Origin of the sequence: Brevundimonas sp. (genome assembly GCF_044239655.1) — a bacterium.
GTDB lineage: Bacteria > Pseudomonadota > Alphaproteobacteria > Caulobacterales > Caulobacteraceae > Brevundimonas.
Genome location: NZ_JBIIAY010000243.1, coordinates 1 through 23,521 on the forward strand (window position 1 = coordinate 1; position 23,521 = coordinate 23,521).

Annotated in this window: 24 protein-coding genes and 1 pseudogene; all 25 read right to left on the bottom strand. The window is 42.6% G+C overall.

Annotated elements, in window-relative coordinates; genetic code table 11:
- Positions 1 to 943 (bottom strand): hypothetical protein (locus tag ACILQR_RS17265; protein WP_395652597.1); only part of this gene is annotated, 943 nt, incomplete at its 3' end.
- Position 944: 1 nt separating this feature from the next.
- Entirely contained in the window at positions 945 to 1,448 is a 504-nt protein-coding gene (locus ACILQR_RS17270) for a hypothetical protein (RefSeq protein WP_395652598.1), read from the bottom strand.
- Positions 1,449 to 1,515: 67 nt separating this feature from the next.
- Entirely contained in the window at positions 1,516 to 4,644 is a 3,129-nt protein-coding gene (locus ACILQR_RS17275; protein ID WP_395652599.1) for a phage tail protein, read from the bottom strand.
- 3 nt (positions 4,645 to 4,647) lie between these two features.
- Entirely contained in the window at positions 4,648 to 5,097 is a 450-nt protein-coding gene (locus ACILQR_RS17280) for a GNAT family N-acetyltransferase (protein ID WP_395652600.1), read from the bottom strand.
- The gene (locus ACILQR_RS17285) at positions 5,094 to 5,951 is read right to left on the bottom strand and encodes a hypothetical protein (RefSeq protein WP_395652601.1); all 858 of its coding nucleotides are present in this window, start codon (positions 5,949 to 5,951) and stop codon (positions 5,094 to 5,096) included. Before ACILQR_RS17285 ends, ACILQR_RS17280 begins: the two co-directional genes overlap by 4 nt.
- Complete coding sequence (locus tag ACILQR_RS17290) at positions 5,951 to 6,595, bottom strand: hypothetical protein (protein ID WP_395652602.1); 645 nt, start codon at positions 6,593 to 6,595, stop codon at positions 5,951 to 5,953. Before ACILQR_RS17290 ends, ACILQR_RS17285 begins: the two co-directional genes overlap by 1 nt.
- 11 nt (positions 6,596 to 6,606) lie before the next feature.
- Complete coding sequence (locus ACILQR_RS17295; RefSeq protein ID WP_395652603.1) at positions 6,607 to 9,003, bottom strand: phage tail tape measure C-terminal domain-containing protein; 2,397 nt, start codon at positions 9,001 to 9,003, stop codon at positions 6,607 to 6,609.
- 3 nt (positions 9,004 to 9,006) lie between these two features.
- Positions 9,007 to 9,282: a hypothetical protein gene (locus tag ACILQR_RS17300; RefSeq protein ID WP_395652604.1), complete on the bottom strand. Its 276-nt coding sequence runs from the start codon at positions 9,280 to 9,282 to the stop codon at positions 9,007 to 9,009.
- Positions 9,283 to 9,483: 201 nt separating this feature from the next.
- On the bottom strand, positions 9,484 to 9,822 hold the full coding sequence (locus ACILQR_RS17305) for a hypothetical protein (RefSeq protein ID WP_395652605.1): 339 nt from the start codon (positions 9,820 to 9,822) through the stop codon (positions 9,484 to 9,486).
- A gap of 3 nt (positions 9,823 to 9,825) precedes the next feature.
- The gene (locus ACILQR_RS17310) at positions 9,826 to 9,996 is read right to left on the bottom strand and encodes a hypothetical protein (protein ID WP_395652606.1); all 171 of its coding nucleotides are present in this window, start codon (positions 9,994 to 9,996) and stop codon (positions 9,826 to 9,828) included.
- A gap of 85 nt (positions 9,997 to 10,081) precedes the next feature.
- A complete protein-coding gene (locus ACILQR_RS17315) occupies positions 10,082 to 10,636 on the bottom strand; it encodes a hypothetical protein (RefSeq protein WP_395652607.1) in 555 nt (184 codons plus the stop codon).
- A gap of 10 nt (positions 10,637 to 10,646) precedes the next feature.
- Positions 10,647 to 11,024, bottom strand: coding sequence for a hypothetical protein (locus ACILQR_RS17320; RefSeq protein WP_395652608.1), 378 nt, complete (start codon positions 11,022 to 11,024; stop codon positions 10,647 to 10,649).
- 11 nt (positions 11,025 to 11,035) lie between these two features.
- Positions 11,036 to 11,542, bottom strand: coding sequence for a hypothetical protein (locus ACILQR_RS17325; RefSeq protein WP_395652609.1), 507 nt, complete (start codon positions 11,540 to 11,542; stop codon positions 11,036 to 11,038).
- Between the two features lie 19 nt (positions 11,543 to 11,561).
- Positions 11,562 to 12,386, bottom strand: coding sequence for a hypothetical protein (locus ACILQR_RS17330; protein ID WP_395652610.1), 825 nt, complete (start codon positions 12,384 to 12,386; stop codon positions 11,562 to 11,564).
- Between the two features lie 17 nt (positions 12,387 to 12,403).
- On the bottom strand, positions 12,404 to 13,078 hold the full coding sequence (locus ACILQR_RS17335) for a hypothetical protein (RefSeq protein WP_395652611.1): 675 nt from the start codon (positions 13,076 to 13,078) through the stop codon (positions 12,404 to 12,406).
- 61 nt (positions 13,079 to 13,139) lie between these two features.
- On the bottom strand, positions 13,140 to 14,660 hold the full coding sequence (locus ACILQR_RS17340) for a hypothetical protein (RefSeq protein WP_395652612.1): 1,521 nt from the start codon (positions 14,658 to 14,660) through the stop codon (positions 13,140 to 13,142).
- A 23-nt stretch (positions 14,661 to 14,683) separates the two neighbouring features.
- Positions 14,684 to 15,922 (bottom strand): terminase large subunit domain-containing protein, encoded by a 1,239-nt coding sequence (locus ACILQR_RS17345; RefSeq protein WP_395652613.1) that lies wholly within the window; start codon positions 15,920 to 15,922, stop codon positions 14,684 to 14,686.
- A complete protein-coding gene (locus ACILQR_RS17350; RefSeq protein WP_395652614.1) occupies positions 15,922 to 16,131 on the bottom strand; it encodes a hypothetical protein in 210 nt (69 codons plus the stop codon). Before ACILQR_RS17350 ends, ACILQR_RS17345 begins: the two co-directional genes overlap by 1 nt.
- Before the next feature lie 188 nt (positions 16,132 to 16,319).
- Entirely contained in the window at positions 16,320 to 16,769 is a 450-nt protein-coding gene (locus ACILQR_RS17355) for a hypothetical protein (RefSeq protein WP_395652615.1), read from the bottom strand.
- On the bottom strand, positions 16,747 to 17,124 hold the full coding sequence (locus ACILQR_RS17360) for a hypothetical protein (RefSeq protein WP_395652616.1): 378 nt from the start codon (positions 17,122 to 17,124) through the stop codon (positions 16,747 to 16,749). Before ACILQR_RS17360 ends, ACILQR_RS17355 begins: the two co-directional genes overlap by 23 nt.
- A 1,261-nt stretch (positions 17,125 to 18,385) precedes the next feature.
- Complete coding sequence (locus tag ACILQR_RS17365) at positions 18,386 to 18,787, bottom strand: hypothetical protein (protein WP_395652617.1); 402 nt, start codon at positions 18,785 to 18,787, stop codon at positions 18,386 to 18,388.
- Between the two features lie 631 nt (positions 18,788 to 19,418).
- Complete coding sequence (locus ACILQR_RS17370) at positions 19,419 to 20,183, bottom strand: hypothetical protein (protein ID WP_395652618.1); 765 nt, start codon at positions 20,181 to 20,183, stop codon at positions 19,419 to 19,421.
- Between the two features lie 31 nt (positions 20,184 to 20,214).
- Positions 20,215 to 20,658: a 3TM-type holin gene (locus ACILQR_RS17375; RefSeq protein ID WP_395652619.1), complete on the bottom strand. Its 444-nt coding sequence runs from the start codon at positions 20,656 to 20,658 to the stop codon at positions 20,215 to 20,217.
- Positions 20,659 to 20,949: a hypothetical protein gene (locus ACILQR_RS17380; protein ID WP_395652620.1), complete on the bottom strand. Its 291-nt coding sequence runs from the start codon at positions 20,947 to 20,949 to the stop codon at positions 20,659 to 20,661. It lies immediately after the preceding gene.
- Between the two features lie 232 nt (positions 20,950 to 21,181).
- Positions 21,182 to 23,521 (bottom strand): annotated as a pseudogene (locus ACILQR_RS17385) (hypothetical protein); the annotation flags it as partial.

A 23,521-nucleotide genomic window follows, 5' to 3' on the forward strand; every position in this document is an offset into this window, starting at 1 on the left:
TTGCAATAGTAGAGTCTACAGCAATAACGCCGGTTGAGCTATCATATGCAATACCAGTGCCAGCACTTACTGCACTACGAGCACGAACATCTGTATAATATTGATTGGTGCCTTCAGCAATGTTGCTTGTGCTTTTGGTAGCTAATCTGCCATCAAAGTCAGTGTTGCCACGAGCAGTAGTATAATATAAATTAGTTCCTTCAGCCAGGTCGCTGGTGCTCTTTGTGGCCAATCTAGTATCAAAGTCGCTGTTAACACGACCAGTAGTATAATAGAGATTAGATCCTTCATTTAAATTGCTTGTAGTTTTTGTAGCAAGGCGTATATCAAATGCAGCATTGACTCTTGCATCTGTATAATACTTGTTTGTAGTGCCTTCTGCTAAGTCATCAGTTGTTGCTGGATTGTCACCGCCTGTGTAACTGATAACGCCAGTTGTGCTGTTGTAAGCAATATTACCAGTGCCACTTACTGCACTACGAGCACGAGCAGTAGTAAAATATTGATTGGTGCCTTCGGCAATATCGCTGGTGCTCAATACAACTGCGTTTGTTTTGCCGTTGACACTATCAACTGGATAATCAATGGCAGCAATACCGGCAGCTACTCTGGCATCTGCACGAGCCTGTGTGTAATATAAATTGCCTGCTTCTTCAACTTGAGCAGTTGTTAAATTATCAACTTGTGTATCTACATACAGTTTGGTTGCAGTGGAAATTGGCTTGTTTAAATCGCTGGTATTGTCCACATTGGCAAGTCCAACGTCTATTTTGTTTGCAACAGTGTTGATTACAAAGTTGTTGGTTGCATCAACCACGCTTACAGGTTGTGTTGTGGTTGCAACTGACACAGTTGCAACATCGCCAGAGACAGTAATAGAAGTAGTGGCCTCTGTTACTGCGACTGTTTGTTTAAGTTCAGTTACAGTGATATCAGTTGGCATATTAAGCTCCGATTGCTGTGTAAACTGGATTTGTGCTTAAAACAGGATCGCCAGCTGTGACATCTGGTTCCCAGTTCTGAATCATTACCCAACGATGAGTATTGATGTTGTTCAAGCTGCCAGCAGTTTTCCATGTGACACCCACCACTGTGATGGGCACGTTTTTGCGAGCGTCTGGTAAAATTGGACCAGTATACATGCCCGCAGGAATTGTGATATTGACTAAACCAGTAACTGCATTTGTTACAGTAATATTGGTGCCCGGAACTTCAGCTTTGGGGAACGAGCCAATCACACGACTGTTGGCAAAGTTTGGTTCGCTGGTGTAGCGATCGTAACCCAATGTGTCTACTACCAGGGTTTGATGATCAACTTCGAACGTCCATCCTGTGATGTCTTGTCCAAAATTGTATTGAAGTGTTTTTTGCGTTGATGGGAAGATTGCTTCGCACTTGACCTGATCGGGTCCGCCTATAAATTGTTGAAATGTTAAAATACCAGCCATGTTTTTCTCCTAAGGGATACAATGCACTGCCTCTGGGCAGTGCAAGGTTCTATGTTTATTTACCAGGTTATAAGATCACTTTGCGTTGCATTACTCGCATCATGACCCAATTACTCATACCAGCGTCAGTCCAGGTAGCAATAGTTGGTGTTCCGCTAGTTCCAGGATATACATAATTTAAAGTATTAAGTCCTTTAGCAAAGATGGTCCTACCATTAAATGGTATCTCAAAAGGTAGGTTGGCATTATCTCCGTTTTCACTAAATGCAAAACCAAAAATAACTAGGTTGCATGAATTTAAACGAATTGGGCTATCATTGTATGTTACCGGAGAACCAGGTGTAATAGTTTCAAGATCGTATAAAGGTGGAAGCATTGATATGCCAGCAGACCAGGTTGTGGCGCCCCAATAATTGGTATCAATACCACTATGTGTAACATTCAAACCCGCAGCATTAAACCAATTTGTCCAAGTTTGTTGTTCTAATGTTTTGGTGGAATCGTAATTGCACATTGCATAATATGGTCTGATGCGTCTAGTGTTTGTTGTATTTGTAGAGGTTATACTTGCTGATCTATACTTTATTTCACTAATAAGTCCAGCAGTGTCGTCATATAAAGTATGATTAGCTACAATTCCATTGGCAAACGACCCTTTAAATACAACATCTTTAAGAGCAGAAGTTGCTAATATAGCATATTCGTGAGTTAGAATTGATTCAACACCATTAATTTTATATGGAAAAGATGTTCCGCTTACGCCTAATCTGGCGTTGGTTACATTCCAAGTTGCGTCAGTTGCAGTATAGCCACTTAAACTTACGTTGAATTTAGCCATTTGGGACACAATGGGTTTTGGTAATGGCTTGGCAGCACAAGCCAGGGTTTCGCCAGTCGTAGGATCTACAGCACCACCGCCCCCAGTGCTTGCACACGAGCATTCGGCACTAATTACACCATTAGCATCAACCGTAATAGTAGTGCCATCGGGTCTAACAACACCTAATGTAGTGTTTGTCGCTTTTTTACCACTAATCGTAATAATGCCATCATCGGCAACGGCTGTAATTTCAATACCATCACCAGCAACAAATGTGATTGTGTCGTTGTTGTATGGTGTTTGAATGCTATCGCCAACTTGAATCAATTTGAAGTTGCCAGCAGCATTTTTCATCTCTTGCACAGCACTGGTTGGGATACCAAAAATTTCACCCAGGGCACTGTCACCAAGTGCTTTCATAATTTCTGGATACAGTGCTTGATAAGCAAAGTAGGCCACAGCACCCATTGCAAGAGGACCAATTAGATCACTCATTGACCCACCAATTGTGGTAGTGTCAGTAACTTGGTCAGTAACTTGCACAGGTGCCCAAACAACTGTGGTGCTGGCTGGACTAAAGTCACCAAATGCATTTTCATTACCACCACGCACTTTGAACAAGTATGAACCAGCAGGCAAGCTGGCAGCTCTAAATGTCAAGCTGGTATTCTGATTGTATGGACTACCATTACTGTTGCTACGACTGCCTAACACTTTGTAAGTTACACCTGCATCCGTGCTATACCAAAATTCAAAGCGGTCAACAATACCAGCAGGCGTTAACCCTGTAATGTCCAGGGCAGGCACAGCTACATTGTTCAATTGCACAACAGTAGGCGCTGCTGGTGTGCCAATTACTGCAATGTCAGGAATGTCAATAGGCACACTTGGCACACGTGGGCGGCGAGGTTGTCCACCAGCAGTATACATTGTGGCATCATATTCTTGTGCTGTGATTTCAACAGCAATACCACCTGCTTCTGATTCAATCTCACGCACACGCACAATTTTGAATGGTTGATTTACAAAGCCATAGATGCTGTTGGTGATGGTGATAACATCACCTGCTTCTGCATTGATCTTACTGTAGTCAGTGGTAAACGTGATCACACGGTCCATGCGGTTCTGATACAGTTCCAAGTATGCAAGCGAACGTGCTTGCAGTGGCTCATTCAGCAGATCAAGACGAATGTTCAACACATTGTCAGGTTCATTAGTGTTGCGGAATTCATCAGGCAAGTCAATGCGAATTGTATCAATTTGATCTCGTAACTGTCTATGTGGGAACTCCACAATAACACTGTTATACATGTTGTCTAATGCAGTGCCTGTAAGATCAATACCAGAGATAATGTTGCTGTCATCAAAAGTCAGGGCAGTTGCAGCGTCTCTATTGATTTTGACACCCCATAAACCACGTGCAATATCGTAGTTGACAAACGCACCACAGTTGTTGGCTAAACTGGTCAAATTGTCTAACACATTACGACCTGGATTGACAACACCGTTAATTTGATAACGGTCACCCAGTTGATATGTCAAGCCATCTGTTTCGTCAATGTAATTTACTTCGTCATCCGCATAGTCATTCAATGCAATTAGACTTGCTGTGTCAATTTCAGCTGCTGATAATCCTGCACCGCTAATTGGATTTGTCAAGAAAGAATAAATTGCATCACCAGGCTTGAACAAGTTGTTGCTGACTTTAAACTGTAGCTCAGGCAAGCCAGTGATACCTTTGTCTCTGTTGTAACTAACTTTGACCAGCGCAAAAGTCAATCCTACCATTCTAAAAGTGTTGTCCCAGGCTGGAAACAGCGAACGAGCATCACCGGGCACAGCTGGTAATGGACTGATGTATGCACCTAAATCACTTGGCAGCATAGGAGTAGCACTGCCACTTCTATACAAATAAATTTTAACAAGATCTCTTGGGCTGGTGTCTACAATACCGTCCTGATTTACCAGGTAATCAATTGTGACGCCGTCAGATTTGAAATACACTCGTTGGCTGTTCCAATAAATTTCATCTACAGAGGTAGTAATTGTAGCACCATCACTGAGTCTAGTTGTTACAGCAGTAGGCACTTCACTTAAGGTCAAGCAATACCACATGGTTTTGTTTGCATCTGTTAACTGTGCATCTGTAATCTTACCACCAAAATATGCACTACCATACAACAAGGGAATAGGATTTGTAGTGTCGGGTGCAGCTTGCAAACGCACACCCTGATCTACTGCGCCAGCACCATTGTCTTGTCCTGTTGATTTGTTGATTAATCTACTAACACCATAAGCAACCAGGATACGAACCAGGGCACTTCCAATGCTTGAACTTCCAATTGCGGCAGCAGCCGCTGTCAAAAAACTTGCCATATCTTATTCCTTAATCCAATGACTTTCCACACATCTCCAACCACGCTTGGACAAATCAATGTCGCTGCTACCAGGTTGGGTGGATAAACTTACAGTATCCACTAATTTATCTCGGATAAATCGCTCACAGTCTGTTTGCCATTTTACAAACAGTTCAGCACTTATACGACTACGTCTAAATGCTGGCTCTACCCACCAAAACAGCTCACGCATACGTTTCTTAGAACTGATCCAAGGATCTTGTTCAACCATGGCACCAATCATGCCAACAATTTTACCATCATGTTCAGCCACCATGAGATAATGATTCACTATTAGATGTTTGAGAATTACCACTGCACCAATAGCATCCGCTTCGGCCCAATCAGAATAATTTACAAGACTTGCAGTTGCAAATGATTTTAATAATTCAAATGTTTGTTCTACGTCTTCAAGTGTTGCTGCTCTTATCATGCTGTTGCCAATGGTTTACCAAAATCAAAATTGCTTGTTGCAATTGCAGCTACACGACTGAATCCAGCGTCATCAGCTCTATAACCTGTGCCAGGTGTGGTAACAGTTACGCTTGTAACTACTCCGCCTGCCACTATTACAGTAATGACACCGTTAACGCCACTGCCAGTGATATTTATTAAAGTTCTGCTGGTGTAAGTTCCGTTAGTATAACCAGAACCAGCAATAATATCACCAATGGTAGCAATAGCGCCATTAGTGTTGGTTGTCAGCACACGAAACTGAAAACCTGTGCCACCTGGAATAGTGGCAGTCACAAAGCTGCCTTTAAAATTGTATTTTCTCTCTGCGTTGTTGGTGAATTGACCAGCAATCTTTTGCGCTAACACACTCACAATGCTGCTGCAACTTACGCTGATTGTGGTCGAAGCAGTTTGGCTGAACTGATTGTATTCATCATTGAAACTGTAGTTGGCAATGATACCAACAAACCTTGCACTGGGATTACCAGCAATGTTCAATGCAACTCCTGTGTTGGCATTGAAAAACACACGAGTAATTACAACTTCACTGCCTTTGATTGCATAGCCCATCATGCCTGAAATAAACGCTTGATCAATTGCTGCAAGACTGATAGTGATATCATTTTGACTTGGTCGCAATTCATTGTTGAATTCACTAACTGCCAGCAGCGCACCCATTGGACTATACACATAAGTGCCGTCACTTTCTACAAGACTATAAGGCACATCATGATTACTCATACGCAATGTGCCGTAGTCTGGGATCACCATTTTAATGAACAAACTTTGCTTGACGCTGCCAAACGAACTTAAATTTAATGATCCAGCCATTACAGCACCTCGTAAAACAAAAAGTCACCGTTCCAGGCCACAATGTCTCTTTCAACAATGGTCCAGGTTGGGCATTCCACACAGATCACACTCCAGCTGACTGCATTGCCAACTTTCATTGTGACAGCAGTATCGCTAGGTGTTTCTAAGATACTTCTATGCACGCCTACCAATTGAGTTGGACTGCTGCCTTTGGTTACCAATTCTCTGACCATGTAAACATACTTGCTGCTGCCTGGTTGAATCAGATCACCTGCTTTAAACAGTGCTGAACCTACTGCGCCTGGCATATTTCCCAATTCAAACTTGGTTGTGTCACTGGCTGCTTGTGCTGCATTATATTTAAAAGTCATAGTTGCTGTAGAAGTAGCTGCACCTCTGTAACCAGTATACCAATCATAACCTGTGCTTGGAAAACTAACAGTTTCAGCCTTTAGCAAATTCACAGTGTCAATATCTTCAATGTAACCACGATTGTCGCTCCAACGCATACCAGTTGGCATCTTTACAGTAAAACGCCAAACGGCACCTCCGCGACTGATACTGCGCACACGTTGATCACGTGCAATAGTTTGACTAACTATTGGTCGCTTGTTTACGCTGATTGATTCAGCGTTGTCAAATACCCATTGAAATGAAGCCATATCTAATATCCTTATCTTCTATTTGGAATTGAGCTGCGGCCCTTCTCGGTAACCGCATACAAAAACTCCGGATCACTAGCAACCAACTGTCTAAAGCTGGATGCATCTACTGCATTGATGTTGTATGTAACATTGGAACCACCACCACCTAACTGGTTATTTGGCACAATTGTTCCTGCTGTGCGAGGCACAAACAATTCAGGACCTACTTCACCTACCATGTATGGCGTATTGCTGTCAACTGGACCACCTTTGGCTCGACCTGGGAATCCTAACATAGATCCAATGACGCTTTGTGCACCGCTACCACCAAATATGCCTAATGCCAATTGCTGTGCTTGAATGCGAACGAATTGTTCAATCACGCTGTTGGCAAAGTCTTTGAAACTTAACTTACCAGTCTTAACAAAATTTACAATAACATCTTCAATGCCACGAGTAACTGTTGAGAACATGGAACGTGCCTGTTCAGCTGCATTGGTAGCATTTTCAGCATACTGTTTATAAGCCTGTTCCCATCCAATTCCAAACTCTCGACTCTTATTAATTTGTTCTTGTGTTTGCTTGCCCTGTTCGTCATAAAATTCACCAATTTGCTTTTTAATTTCAGCAATGCGTTCAGGTTTGATAGGCACTAACTCACCGTCTTTTCTGCCCAATTTGCTTTGTTCTTCTTGCAGCTTCTGAGCAATGGCCAAATCTTTTTGCAATTTGATTGCATTTATAATTTTTTCATTCTCAGTTGCTGTCAATCCAATCATTGCACCTTTGGCAGTGATTGCATTCAGCTGTGCTTGATTTGTTAAACCCAATGCAAACTGATAAGCTGCTTCGCTGCTGCGTAGCTCTTGCAGGCCAGACACATAGCTCTTGTTGGTAGCGATAGCTACATCAGTTTGTTCTTTAACATATCTAATAGCCTGAGCATTCTTTAACAATCTTTCTTCTGCTGTTGGATCAATGCCTAATGTTAATTTAATTTTTTCTGCTTCTTGCTGTAAGGCAATCACTTGCAAACGACTTCTTGTTAGAATAGCTTCTTGCTGTTGATACAGTTCAGCAGCGTCTTGACCAAGACCAATGCTGCGAGTCTGAATGGTCAATTGATTGGCAGATTCAATGTTGCCTCTGCTGAAATTTTCAACCAATTGATTATAACTGAGATTTGATGCTCTGATCTGATCAGTAACACGCTGTTCAATATTATAAAGTTCCACAGCACCTTTTGCCAGGGCAGCATTTGATCTTGCGGCAATTTCAGCCTCACGTTGTTTAGCACCTTCGGGACCTTTTAATTGTTCATTGGCATTTACTTCAGAGGTAATCTTAGCAATTTCAGCAGTTGTCTGAGCCGCAATCTTAACTTGCTCATCACGAGTCATAAGAGCCATACTTAAACTATAGGCTGCTTTGGCATCCTGGATACGCTTAATGCTGGCTAACTCGGCCGCTTCACCCAACTTACCAGCAGTGCCACCTTCGCCAGTTTGTATCTTATTAAAGTCTGCAAGTTCCTGAGCAGTTGGACCGCCCTGGCCACCTCTGCCACCACCGGCTCGATTGCCCAAGCGTTCCATACGAGCCTTATCAACTAAGTCAGACACTTTACCCAATCCTGGAATCAGACTGATTAACTTACCCATTTCTTCCACGCCGGCTGCTAACGTTTCAACCCATCCACCGTTATTGATTGCGTCAGCCAAGTTTCCAAACGCCTTAATCAATTCTCTATCAATTGTTTCTCTTAGTTTTTTAAGTTGATCATTATATTTGTTCAATTGGGCGATCTGGTCATCAGTAAAAGCATCTTTACCAGCAGATACTTTTGACCAATCAATTTTCGACGCCTCTTTACCCATAAGTGACACAGCGATCCTGGCCCTTGTTGCTGGATCCTCAATTTTGGCCAAAGCTGCAATAGTTTCCTCAAGTATAACTTGACTATTTCTTAACTGGCCGTTAACATCAACCGTATTAACACCTAATTCTCTAAAGGATTTTTTATACGCTTCATTGCCATCAGCAGCCTCACCAATGGACACACTCAACTTAGAGGCAAACTTTTCAAATGTGTCAAGATTACCACCAGCCTGGACTAAACTTTGTTTAAAATTCAATAACGAACTGGCATTGATACCAGTAGCATCTGATAAATCACTTAAAGCATCTACTGAATTTAAGGTTGTCATTGCTAATCCCGCAATGGCAGTGCCGGCTGCGGCTGCGGCAAAACCTAAGGGACCTAACTTGCCAATGATACCATTTAATGTATTACCAAATGCTCCACCAACCTGGCCAGCACCAGCAATATCTGATTTTAAGTCATTGATACTTTTCTTAAGACCATTAACATCATTGGCACCTTCTACCCGGGTCTTGATTATAACTTCTTCAATTGTCTTAGCCATATCTTATTTTCCTAACTCTTTTTTAATATAATCACTAATATGCTTTTTAGTTGGTTTGGTCATACCCTCTGGGAATTGATCACTCCAGCCTTGATCTAATCGTTTAGCATATGGATACGCGGCGTGTATCTCATCGCCTTGTAGTCGTGTATTACGGCGGGCGTTGCCAGTATCAATGGCAGTATTGTCCTTAAAGACTTTATAGGCTTCTTGTGCCAAAGTCTTTGGATCTAATACTTGCTGTATCCGATTTAATCTTTTTACGATTTCGCCCGCCATATTATGATTTCCTTACAAGTTTAAGCAATTCTTCTTCGCTTAGTTGTGGCATAGTATTTTTACCGTCTGCCTTATCCTGCTGATGTCGTTCCCAAGTCATAGACACATCATAGACCATTAAATCAAATGTTGTGGCACGACTCGACACTTCACTTGGCAGCAGTCCATAGTGTTTAGCCAATGCCCCAATGGTAATCAATTTTACTGATTGCCAGTCTGAGCTGTCGATGGCTTGGTCTTTGACTTTCCCAAGTTTTCATTGATCTTAATCAAGGCCTCAAATACAATATCAATGGGTAGCATTTCTTCATCACCAATAACTGGCTTGCCATCCACACTGACAATAATCTTTCTCATTAACGCATTTAGTTGTGTGCCGCTCTGATCTTGCTGAGCACGATAAAAGTCAAAGTATGTATGGATATCAACACTATCATACATATAAAACTCAATAGGTTCCCCATACTCTTTGACGATCTTTTCATCATCGAGAACCATTTTTAGTAATTCGGGTTTTTTTGCTACTTTTGCGATGTCCATATCTTATTTTCCAATCTTATCTTTTAGGTAATGAATAGCACTTAGAACGAAACGCAGTCTTGCGTCTGTTTGTTCTAAATCTTTACGAGCGCATTTTAGTTCAGAGATTGTTTTGGCAGCTTCAGCTTCCATGCTCTTTAAAATATCGTGCAGCTCTAACTTATCAAAAATCATATCTACCTCCTAAGGTGATACTTTATTTAGTCATAAAAAAAAGAGGACCCTGAGATCCTCTTTTGCTTGTTCAACTTGTGATTGATTAAGCGATAGCTGCCAATGTATAGTCACCGTTGACTTCAATTGTAACAGGCGATACCCAAACTGGGCTATCAGCAGACACTTTTGGTGCCAAGCTAGATACGAAACCATTGCCCATGATCAAGTAGTTGTCAGGAGTTTGACTTATAGTTGCACCCGATGGAGCAACCATAAATGCCACCTGAATGCGGTTGTTACTGTAACCAAAAATACCACCAGTTGCAATAGTTGTGTTGGTGCCTGGAGTTGTTCCGAAGAACAATGCTGGATCCAATACAAAGTTGCCGCTTAGGCTGTTTGTAGAAACAGTGGTGATAACGCTCTCACCTTGTTGGCTCAATGTTTTCCAACGGAATGAACCGTTAGCGTTGTTGATGGTTACGTCTTGTAACCCGGTTAATTCGATTGCACCGCTTACTAATGTTAGAGCACCTGTGCCAGCATCAACGGCAGAGTAGAAATCACTACCTGTCAATGTTGCGTGAGCAGTTGCATCATACTTAATAAGAACAAGTTTAACCCAATTTTGTTGTGTTGTTGCGTTAATATACGCCATGTTCGTTTCCTTAATTGATTGTTGAGAATCTATACTCGAAAGTATAAATCATGACATCTTTGTCAATCTCAGTAGAGTAGTCAAATTCTTTTCTAAAAACATTTGACATGCTACTCATATCTTTTGCATTCTTAATAATTACCAATGCTGATTCTAAATCAGCGGGTTTATTCTTAGCATCTACAGCAAGATATCCATTTACTGTGGTAGTTGTTCTAGCAAGGTCCAGAGCTCCTAACGTTTCAACAAATGCTTCTTGCGAAGTCTGTGGTTCATCAAGATAAACACGTTTCATATTCTGACGATATAGCACAATATCGCCTTGCGCCCAGGGCAACTCGCTAGCACATTTGATTGTGCCAGACAAGTTTGCTGAGAGATAGGCCAATAGTTCTGTTCTCATCGAATACGCACCAGGTTCAGCTTGACAGGTTGTTTTTCTGTGGTTTCAATTACATTGTCACCATCAAAATCATACCAGTCACCTGCTTCAATTAACTCACGGAATAGTGCAGAATTCTTTTCTGTATAAAACAGAATCTTCTGACGTTCTGCACTAGCCTCATTGCCAAAATCTGCAACTTTAGGAAGAATGTATTCCTCCATTGCTTGATATACACATAAATCTGTGAAATCATTTTGGCGACTCTTAATTAACAAAGCATTAACTTCTGGAACTCGACGCACATCGTTGTTTAAGCCTGGATTGCGCTTGAATTGGTAATCTCTCCACCAATCTGTAGCACGGATCTTAGACAGGATACGTTGACTAGTGCGAATCAACATATCCTCAACGGTAGCATCATCAAGCCCCTCGTTAGCTTCAAATAGGCGCTGATCACGATCAACTACATCTTGATAGGTGGCAAAACTTCTAAAAGTTGCACCAGAAATAATGAAAGTCATCGTGATTGCTCCTTAACTATTAAGCTGCGTCAACTAGCTTGACACCGCGAGCAGCGTCAACAATGCCAACACCAGCGTGCAAGCTGGCAACAATGTCGTTACCAACAGCGGCTGCACGGCGAGCAACTTCAAGATCAACGTTCTTGAACATAGCGATACGGAATGCATCAACACCAAAGATTGCACCTTTGAAACCAGTCACGCCAGAAACAGCGGCTGTTGCAAATGCGCTTTGGTAGAAACGAACACCACCAATTTGACCAATGAAACCGTTCAACAGGGCTTCGTTTTGTGCGTTAGAACCAGCGTAGGCTTGTGAGCCAACAACTTTCATCAGTTCAGCAGCAGCAGCAGCACCAAGGATGCCATACAACTGACCTGTTTCACCAGCACCGCGGATCTGAGCAACTGCGTCAAAAATTGCGTTAACTGTCAATGTGCCTGTGTCAGCACTAGATGTCAAGCCACTCATAGCGGCAACACAGTCTTTGTCGAATGCTGCACTAACTGCATTACCCAACACACGGCCCAATTCGTTAGGGTCAATACCACCCAGGTCACGAACAACGTCACGAGCAGCGTAGATGTTGCTGGTGATTACTTTGTTTGTGCTAGTGATACCTAAAGCGTTGAAGTCATCAGCGTCGTGAGAGGCGCTTGTCAACTTTTGTGCTGTTACAGCGCCCATTAGTGGCAACTGTGCTGCGATGGAACCTGCAGGAACCTGAATTTGTGGAATCATTAAACCACCCAAGAACAATGAAGATTCTTGTGCGGCGTAAACTGCTGCTGCTTTGGTGTTAACCATGAAGCCAGCTAAGTCATATGCTGTATTGAAAGCCATTTTATTTTACCTTTAAATTAGATGCGGCCGTTGCGTCTTGCTTCGGCATAAATTTTGCGATGCTCGGGACGAGTCAAATCCAATGACTTCAAATCAATGGCACCAGTGCCGCTGTTGTTTACATTGCTTTGCGTATTTGTGGTAGCGGGTGTTGCTGAAGTAAAGTGCGGATTGGCATCCAAGAACTCTTTGACATATTTGTCCACGCTTAGTGGAGATCCTGAGTCGTCATACCTGACGCTACCGGTTTTGGTGTCAATCACTTCTACTTCACCTTCAGCATTCAATCTTACAGCTGGTTTAAGCAACTGCTTGACCTGCTCAGGATTCACGCTACGATACTGCGAAGCCAAACTCAACAGTGGTTGTTCCACTTTGAACTCACGAATAATCGCGTCTCGTTTCTGAATTTCAGCATCCTTCTTGGAGCCAAATTCACTCATCACTCGATCAAATTCGCCACGCTTGAGTGCAGTCTCTTGCTCACGTTGTTGGTGAGTGGTCAGCACATTACGGATAACTTCTGGATCGCCTAAGTCTTCATATGGCTTCAGCAATTTCTTGCTTAGGCTGGACTTCATACGTGCCATCATGTCATCAACTTCGCGTTGTGAATAAGATTTGTCTACCTGAGTTGTAGTTTCAGTTGAGACCTCAGTAGTCTCAGCATTGCCAATGTTTGTATCGCTCATTGTAAGCTCGCCTCCTTGGGGAGTGGGTTAAGGTGATATCTCTATGATATCAGTAATCTATTTAGTCCTGATCTGCTGCGTTGGTTCCGTTATTGCTTAAATTCAACAGATCTTGTTTGGCTGCTGTAATGTCAGCTTGTGAGATTTCAGCATGTATTACTAAGATTTCTGCATCTGTGTAACCTTCCATGATCATAGTTTGAATATGAGCACTACGATCAGACACAGTGGTCACTGGATGCGCTTCCAACTCAGCTACTACAGTTTCTTCTAAGTCTAGATCCAACAGTTCAGCAATTTCATGCTCAATGGCTGTTCTAAATGCAGGCGTAGCAACTGTGCCGTATGCACGTAACTTTTGGTCTAATTCGTTGTCTGTGTCACGCACTGCAAAACTGTCTGGATATTTGATTTCGCCTGTCCAGATTTGACCTTGATACTCAGCAAACAGTTTCCATAGTTGTTCTTCAGCCAATTCAATGTTGTCAGCTTGTTCGCTTAGACGTGCATTTAGCAATTGAAACTCTACTTCCCGGCTGACGCCACTCATCACTTGTGATTCTGTTGCACGGATGCTGCCTGTGTTGGCCATTTTGTCAATACTGCTGACCAGGTTAGTGATAGCTGTGTAAACTGAACTTACTTCTTGTCCTGTAAACTCTAGCACGTATGGCTTGAGAGCAGGATCTAAGTTTTGTGGCATGTGAATTAGCGCACCAGCACCAGAACCCACGTTGGTATCAGCTGTGGCCACCAAGCTAGGGTGTGAGCCTAAACGAATGCCTTGTTCTGCTTCACTGGTTAAATTGTAAATCAGACGCTGTGTGTCAGCAATGTCATTCACTGTGCTAAGACCTAATCCACGAACGCTTGATGTGTGTGCATACAAGCAAACAGCTGGCACACGGCCCAATCCGTTAAGTTCTTCAAGACGGTCAGTAATGGTTTCACCTTCGTGATTCACAGTAGTTGTAACAACAGTTGTAGGTGTCCATTCTTTGATAACACTGACACTACCGTTTGAATCTTCTACATATTTTAGATAGCTGAGTTCATAACTGCCATTAAGTTTGCGTGTCCATTTCCAATCAGTAACCACTAGTGGAGTCATCATGTTTAAATATGGACGCACGCCTGCTGCAATTTCATCTGCTCTTGTAATAGCACCTACATCTGGCTTGCTCATTACAATCCAGGTATGTCCAAAAATGTTGGCGTAAATTGCTGCCTGCTTCATGAACGCATCTAAGTCACGTCCTTCCCAATCGCAGTCTTTTAAGAAGTCTCCCACAGTGATTTCAGATTCTAAGCTGCCCAAGTCACGTGTAGGGTTCACTCTAAACAAAAAGCTGATGTAAGTGGCAATGATACTGCGCACTTGATTGTCTAGCGGTGTAATTTGTAGACGTGCAGCGTATTCAGCTTCTGTCTCCAATTGATAGCGAGTTAGGTAGCTGCCATTCTGATACTGCATGCCGCCCATGTAACTATCTAACAGAAACGCCCATCTTGCACGATGTCTATTATAGATTGTGTTGCTGCCTGCTGCGCTGGCATAGTCAGTAGAAATTATTTGATCCATAATATGGGTCCTTTTATATTGTTTTATTTAGCAAGGCTGTGTCCAAATCTTTGTGGCGCACTTGCTGCTACAGTTTTGTTGATTGGATATAAGAATTGCAACATATATGTCAGCGCATCGCATCCGTGGTCAAATCCAGAGTTCTTATCTGGAGTCATTGTGTCTGGCTTGTAGGCCCAGTTCTTTAAACAAGCAATAGTTTTCTTACAGCTGGGATCAATGTAGAAACGAGTGCTACCATCCTCACGCAGAAAGAACAAACTGTTGCCACTGTTGATACGATCACGCACTAACGGATGCTGGCGGTGATATCGTGTTTGAAAGCCTGCTATCTCTAGTAACTTGATGTCAGTGTTGCCACCAGCACTACTTTTACGTTGCACACCAGCTGGGTCTGGAAATACCACAATAGGATTGGCAGGATAGCGACTACGTATCTCAGAGATGATCTCTGTGGTGTTTGAATTCTCAAGGTAGATCTCATCATAAATCTCAACGCCATTTGGTATTTGTCGACCCAACACTACACTCATTGGCGTAACGTTAAAGTCCATGCCCACCAATATGGGTTCATTTGGACCAGGCTTGCGCACTTCACGAATGTTGTGTGAGCCAAAGTCTCCAAAAATAACTCCAGCAAAGTTTTCCCAGTTTGCTAGATATTCTTGACTAAACACTTTGGGACTAAGATCCTGTCGTGCTTGTTCAATTTCTTCCTCATCAACAAAGCCACCTTCGGCTGTGCTGTAACTAAAACTGGCCCAATTCTTTTTAGTTAAATGATTGTCATACAAGTCACGTGCAGCTTGATTGCCTGCTTTAGGTGTGCCGGTGAACAGTGCATGTCCTTTCTTGTCACTGAGTGCAGGACGAATAATCTGATGAAAGATCTCGTCTAAATCAATGTCACAAAACTCATCTATACACACAAAGTCTAGGCTTTCACCACGCAAGTTATCACCTTGCTCTGCACTTTTTAAACAGATCAAGCTGTTGTTCTTAAGAATTATACTGAGTTCACTTTCATTGGTTGACAGAATCCAATTGAGTTTGCTCAGTTTCTTTTTTAACTTGGTCCACACTAAGCTCTTAATCTGTTGACGGCTATTGGCCAGCATCCACACAATACTGTTGGGTTTACTTGCAAAGCGACATACTTCACGCATGGCCAGGAATGTTTTGCCACCACGACGCCCAGCCAGCACAACTCTAAAGCGGCTTTTGCTTTCTGCGATTAATTGTTGCTTTACACTAAGAGCCATTACTCAGCAGCGTTGTTTATAATAGAGTTTGCAACAAAAATTGCTATTTGACTATCCAACCGCATACATGAAATGCATTCAGCTGCTGTATTTTCTTGTTCAACGCTGTAGGCAATGCCAGACTCGGCTAATGCAGTTACGGCAGCATCAGAGTGTAGTTCACAGTAAACAGCTGGGTTTGCGTCAGGTGTATAAATTACGTTTTTCATCAGAGTTCCTTTATCTGCACAAGCAGTCATTGATGTAATCAGCCAACAGCATCAGTTCAGCTGGCGTCATAAAATAGCTGAGATTGCGTGTTTCGGCGCCGCGTAGTCCTTGATCCACAGTGACAAACTTTAGCTGCACAAGATCTGGCTCAAGCCAGGTTACTTGTGCGTTTAGCTGGTAAGTTTCATTATTCTGTATCTTCATTGGTGGTTTCATTCAAATCTTCTTCATCTTCTACAACATCATCCATTTCATCAGTCCAGGGTAGCGCACGAACTTCATCACTGGCAGAACCAGCATCGTTTTGTTGTAATATATTTTTGCCCAGCCAAATCAGCATGGTGGGATTGCCATCTAGTGCTACTCTGAGTTGTGCTTGACGTAAACTAGTTTTAAGGTTGTATCGGCCTTTTGCAAGAAAATCCGCAAAATGGCGCCGCAGCGTGTCTTCTTTGACACCAAAATAGTTTGCTATTTCTCTATCAGTGCAGCCTAAACTGGCTTGATGCTCTACTTCATCAGGTGGCACTGCAATCTTGTTGCGACCAACCACAATGCCCAGCTTGACAATCTCAACAGTGTGTCCAGTTTGTGGTCCAGGTTTATTGTAGGGTTTATCGTTTGACTCTGCGTTCATCTTCTTCTGTGGTCCTTTCAGCAATAAAGCCCAGCAGTTCAGGGTTTGCTTGAAATATATTGGCCCAGGCCATGCCCAATATATGCACCTGATGCTCTGTCAAATCAATGTTACAACGCTCGCTAATGTAATGATTAACTTCGTGTAAGAGTGTATCTAAGCACTGTTGCGCAGCCAGACTATTGCGGATTCGTATTTCACGATCTTCGGTATGACAACTACCGTAGTTCCCATTCATCATAGATTCTGGATACCATTGAATATCTACATGCTCACCCAGGATCTCCATTTGCACATAAGTGGTGGGGTGTGGTGGGTGTAGCACCCGGTTAGGTTGTGTTTTCATATCAGCCAATCTCCTATACAGTTATTTAGCACAAAAGGCGAAACACCTGTGCTTCACAGCATGAGGTGTTTCTAAACAGGAGATAATTGTCACAACGCCTATTATCAGTTTGTCGTTGCAAAGTATTTAGTCCAACACTTTGTTACTTGGCGGTAACTGGCAGTTGGCTCCTGTGCGTTTTACTGTAACACAAACAGTCCTAAGGTAGTTAGGTGCTGTATTTATAGTCAAAAGAAACCCTGAGTTTTTTAGGCTCAGGGTCGGAAACTCCACAGAGTTTCTATTATATTATGTAAATCACACATACAGCAACCAAAATCAACTTGTGGTATCTTTTGGTTGCAAAGTTACTTACACCAGACTCAATAAGCCCAGCTACAACTACTGTAGAACTTAGGCTTTAATATTGCGTTCACTTAGTAACCGAACCAACAAACTATACATTTGAGCATTGCGTTCTTTTTGACGCAGTCTCCAACGACGTTGACGTTCTGTATTGCTTAATGAGTTGGCTAACTTTGGACGGCCCGGCTTGCGTTTAGTGATGATTGTATGTTCCATTTGATAACTCCTTTAAATTGCTGTTGCTATAGTAATTATTGCGTAGATGTGCTGAGTAGCTACTGCTAGGGTGCTATAACATACGTCAGTAGTAGATACCGTTATCCATTTGTTGTAGTCATAGTATGTCATTTATCAAATTGCTTTGTTGTTTTAGGATCTACTGCGTATCTCCTAAAGAGATATAACCAACTCGTTTATCAACTCGTTGTTGTTATATCCCTAACTTTTTTTGGTATCAATTTATATGTTGTAGTAAACACGAAAACTTATAGTGTTTAGTATGAAACATAATAGATCATTTCCTAGATTCTTAGCCAAGACGGGACTACTAAAGTCCCGTCTCAGTTGAAGATTTCCCGTCATCCGCACCTGTCTCTGGTATAGGTATTTGTTTTGACACTGTAATGCTAATGGGTTCTGTCCTTTCCCAACCTATAACGATATCACATGATTTCTCATGCTACCTTAAACCTCGTCCCTTGTGTTTAAGTTTTTATAGCGCAGTGTTTTCGTATGCTAACAATTCATACTATGTCAATTTACACCCTATGGGGTTCGTTCTCAACATGTCTCGTGCTCCAGCTATCACCCTGGATTTTTCCACAGCCCCTGTATCCGGTGGGCCAACCTTGTGTGTTAGTTAATAATTGTTTTGTGTGAGTATTGTATTAGTATATATGATATCTGTTAGATAACATTTAGCCAATTAATCAAACAGATCCATGATCTTTGTTTCTAATTGTTTAAAGTCATTTAGGATCTCTGCTCGTGTAGGTTTACGCTTTCGGGGAGCAAGACCATGCACTTCATCAACTACTGCATGAATGTCCACAGTAGGCGCACTCACAAGGATCTCTGGCTTTGAGTCTGCATCAATTTGGTTTGCTGCTGACAGTTTTCCGTTACTAAAATACACAATATGGCCCTGGGCCGGACGTTCTGTAATTGCTTGCCATTTTTTACTGTTCTTGTATGTCTTGACCACATAAGTGTGATAATGTTTATTATCTGTTATACCACGCATGTTCACGGTGATCATTGAACCACCATTTTTGCTGACACCAGCAACTTGGTTCACTACTGCGTATTGTTGTTCTACAAATTCCATTTTATGAGTTTCCTAAGCAACATAGGATCTCTGCTTATGTTGTTATTATACTTATCTCGTAACACAAAAGCAAGCACTTTATGGCGGAAAAAACTGCAAAAATAAAAGTGCTCTTTTGAAAGTAAAACATTACTTTAGGTAAATCCTTGATCAGGGGATCCAAGCCGCAGTTATCGCATAGGGCCCGGTAGGGTAGCTCTCCAGCGCCTACTTGACAGATTCTATGCTTGCACTGGCATTGCACCAGCTGCATAAGATTATTTATGAATGAAGCCCAAAGTTTGTGTGTCCATTTCTGTTATTATAACAGATTGACAAAAATTATCTGAAACTACCAAATTGCTACTAGCAGTTTGCAATGACATTGCGTTTTATTCAAGTTCAATGGTTCTACCTAAGGTTAGAGCACTTACTGTGAAGTCTTCTGTATTGTGAGCTGCATTCAATCGTTGTGCTAGATTGATAGCATGTCCTGGTCCAGGAAAACTTGCTCTACCATACTTGTAGCCTTGGTAACGCAGATTAGGGTTGTGTGTTCTCATCATAATAGGCCGACCTTGATACAGCACAGCATACACAGCATCTGCTTCGCATACTTCATACATAATGTCACCTTCTCGGTGACTGGCAATTAAAGTTGGTTTGGGTCTAGACATTCTAAGTCTTTCTGAATTTTAATTAGTTTATACACATAGGCCAAGGCAGTGTTGTATTGGTCAGCCAGTTGTTTTGGTGTAGCACCGCCACGAAAATCTTTCATCAGGGCCTTGGCATCAATTCTAGGCTTTTGAAACTTCTCATACAGCGGCAAGCCTGCACGCCATTTCTTGATCACATAATCAATGTTTTCTGTAGGAAAGTCCAATAACTTGGAAATTTCTTTTCTATCTTTGCCTGCATCTAACATTTGATATACTTGTGCATGATCCAATTGACGACGCGGACGTCGACCTGCAAGTGGATCTACTGCTCGCATAGCATTATTAACTGGCGCATTCCACCAAACAAATGTGGCGCCATGTTCCCGATAAACTTTTATCCATGCCGTTATTTCATGCATGGGCACTGCGGCACACACGCCAATAGCAGGCAATAATGGTGTGCGGTCAGCTGCTCGTGAACTACGTTGTAATATACGATCAGGCTCAGGAATTTTAAAGTATCTAAACAGTTCACGATGCATGCCTGTGATAGGCAATCCATAACCATCTGGCTGTTTATACCAAATTCCAGCAACTGAAATTTCTAATGGTGTTAAACTACCAGGTTGGAATGTGGTATCGTCTATTGTAGGTGTATCATACGCACGGCGTAGCCATGCACGTGGGCTACCTAGCGCACCATTAGTGCCATATTCAGCTCGTGTAACAGTGTGGGTCCAAGTATCTTGTTGCATAATTGTAGTTATGCAACTTTTATCTGGCTGTTTAGGCCTTATCGGCTACTTTTTCTTTTGTTCGGCCCCAACTTGTAATGCCCAATAGAGCACCAAAGCTAACGTGTATTAGGCCACCACCTTGCAGACTCAGTGGTTGCCATTGTGTGCTAACAACCCCATGTGCTTGGGCTTGTATAATGCTCCATAACACAGGAGCCAGTATAAAATCAAATACGCAAATAACAAGATATACCCAACCAGATACTGGGCGCCACTTGTTGTTGACCCAGTCAGTATTGGTGTTAGCTATTTCACTGCTAACACCCTGACTAGCAGTGACAGCACCTGCGTGGGCTGTGGCAGCAACAGCAACAGCAACATCGTTGGTAGTAGAATCACTGCGACTGATGTTTTCATTACGAGTAGCAAGGCTTGCTTGAGCATGAGCAGACAGCGGATGCATAGTGTCATCGTAATCTTCTAATTTAGGCATTTATTTTGGCAAGTGTGTGACCACATATCCCAGCATACCTAAAAGTGCTACTATCACTGTGGCAGTAGAAGCAACCATGGTTTTGAACTTTTCATCTTTGGCATTGCCCAGCATACTTTTAATTTCATTGAACTGCCGATCGTTAGTGACTTTAAGATCTTTAACGTCAGCACTGATTGAATCCATACGTGTTTCAATATTGTCCATACGTGTTTCAATTCCTTTGTAGCGTTCAGCACAAATTTGCTCATGTGTGTTTAATCTTGCTTCTGTGCTATCAATCTGCGACATTTCTCCAGTTCCTTTAGTAGTATTGTTTCAACTTCTCGAATTCGTTGTTGTTTTATTTGTTGCTGTAGTGCATGTATAGCTCTCACCTCAGCAGGTGTTGTAGCTATACATGCATCAAACGCATTAGTTATTTTCACTAGCTATTTAGCGTTATACTACTTTTTAGGTGGACGTTTACGATTCTTAGCTGTTCTGCTTCCGCGTTCAGGTAATTTTCTCATCAAGTTCTCCTTTAAACTGCTGCATCATCAGCAATATATAACCAAGCAGCACTGGTTGTATTGTAATAGGCCAACTTGCCTTGGTTATCATTGACAGCAGCCATATAACCCACAGCACCCGTAACGGCTCTCAATGCCACTGCGGTGTAATTAGGCAACTGCACTGGTCTGTTAAACTGTGCTTTGACGCTGTCAAGTGTGGCATAAGTCACTGTGTTGCCCAGGTCTTTTAATACCAAACTGCCTGTGTTAAAAGTTGCAGCAGCAGCATTCAATGTCATGTAGTTGAATGTGTTAGTGCCACCCTGAACTATAAACGAGTCAGTGCGATATGTGGCTGCGGCTGCTGTATGATTTAAAAAGTTAATGCGGTTTGTGGCATTATAACTGGTGTTGTCAGCAAAGCCACGAATACGGAAACCACTGCCACCAGCAGTGACATTATAAATGCTTACTGTGCCTGCTACAGTTTGAGTGGTGCCTGTGTGATAGTTGCCGTAACCCACTTGTGTAGTTGTGCCAAACACAGCACGATGTGTGCCATTATAGCCTGTGGGTGTAATACCTGCAACCGTGACTTTTGAAGCAAAGCCAAACGGAGCAGTTGTTTGTGCTGCAAATGTAATAATACTACGATGCCTAAAAAATGTCAACCCAGTTGTTGTGCCAGCAGTGGTTGCAATAGGTTCACCATCCTGTTCAGCAGCAAGAGTAAATGTAGTTGTTGGGTTGGCACCTGCTCGCACATAATAAATGTTGCTAGAAACATATCCAGGAAAAGTCATGGTGCCAGTTAGTGTGCCTGTCACACGCACTACATCATATTGACGAACATCTGCACTGGTATTGGTAAACACACCTGAACCACTACTTACTACTGCGGCAATTGAGAGACTACTTTGAAGAGTGGCAGTAGTTGGTATAGTAATAGTGCTTTCTGCAAATGTCTGATTGGCAAAGCCTTGCAATTGTAATGGATTCAATGCAAGATTGCCACCACCGCCGTTTTGCGTGCCTACTCTACTGGCAAAGTCTGTGCCACTATGACCGTTAAAGTTGAAACTGCCTAATGTTGTGGTTGCAGGAACTGCTGCTCCACCCAGGGCATTGGTGCCTGCACTTGTTCGCAATGTAAAACTGGGAGCCCCTTGATTGCCAGCACTGGTTTCACCGTGATAGTATGTGGCTGTAAAACCTGAAGTGTATCCTTTTGGTCCAGCAGCATCTGGCGGGCTACTAATTGCTTCAAATCCATTGTTTCCAGATACTTCACTTGAGTTTGGTAGTGGATCAATAAAAGCAGTGTTGCGAGTGGCCGCTAATTCACCTAGCACTGTGGTTTGATCGCGAATGCTTTTTACATAAACTGCATTGCTGCCATCAACCGCAAGATCAGCTCCATTAGTTACTGCACTGCGAGCATTGGCGTCAGTGTAACTGGTGCCACCGCCTGAAGCTGCAATAACTCCATCTACAATAGTGATATTGGTGCCTGCACTGAATGCATCACGAGCACGAGCAGTTGTAAAGTATAGGTTGGTGCCTTCTGCTAAATCAGTTGTGCTGGTAATAGTAGTGCCAGGTTCGCCTTGTGGTCCGGTAGGACCTGCAACACCCTGGATACCTTGTGGACCTGTAGGCCCAGTAGCACCAGTAGGGCCTGTAGGACCAGTAGGCCCTGCAACACCTTGGATACCTTGTGGTCCAGCAGGACCTGTAGGACCTGTATCACCAGTTGAGCCAATTGCACCAGTAGGACCAGTAGCACCAGTAGGCCCTGCAACACCTTGGATACCTTGTGGTCCAGCAGGACCTGTATCACCAGTTGAGCCAATTGCACCAGTAGGACCAGTAGCACCAGTAGGCCCTGTAGGACCAGGTGTCAATTCAATAGTGTTAATTGCTGAATCAACATAACCTTGAGTCGCATAACCATATGCTTCAACCACAGTGGCAACTCTACCTGCGGTGTAATATAAGTTTGTGCCTTCAGCAATGTTAGTAGTTGTTTTACCTGCCAATTGACCATCAAATGTGGTGCCAAAATCATTTGTATTGAATTTTTGACCTAGAGTTGACGTAATTGTAGTGGCAAAGTTTGGATCGTCACCCAAGGCAGCAGCCAACTCATTTAAAGTATCCAACGTGCTTGGTGCAGCATCAACTAAGGCAGCAACTGCACTGTTGGCGGCACTTGTGGCAGCAGCGTCAGTATAAGTTTTTGTTGCAATAGTAGAGTCTACAGCAATAACGCCGGTTGAGCTATCATATGCAATACCAGTGCCAGCACTTACTGCACTACGAGCACGAACATCTGTATAATATTGATTGGTGCCTTCAGCAATGTTGCT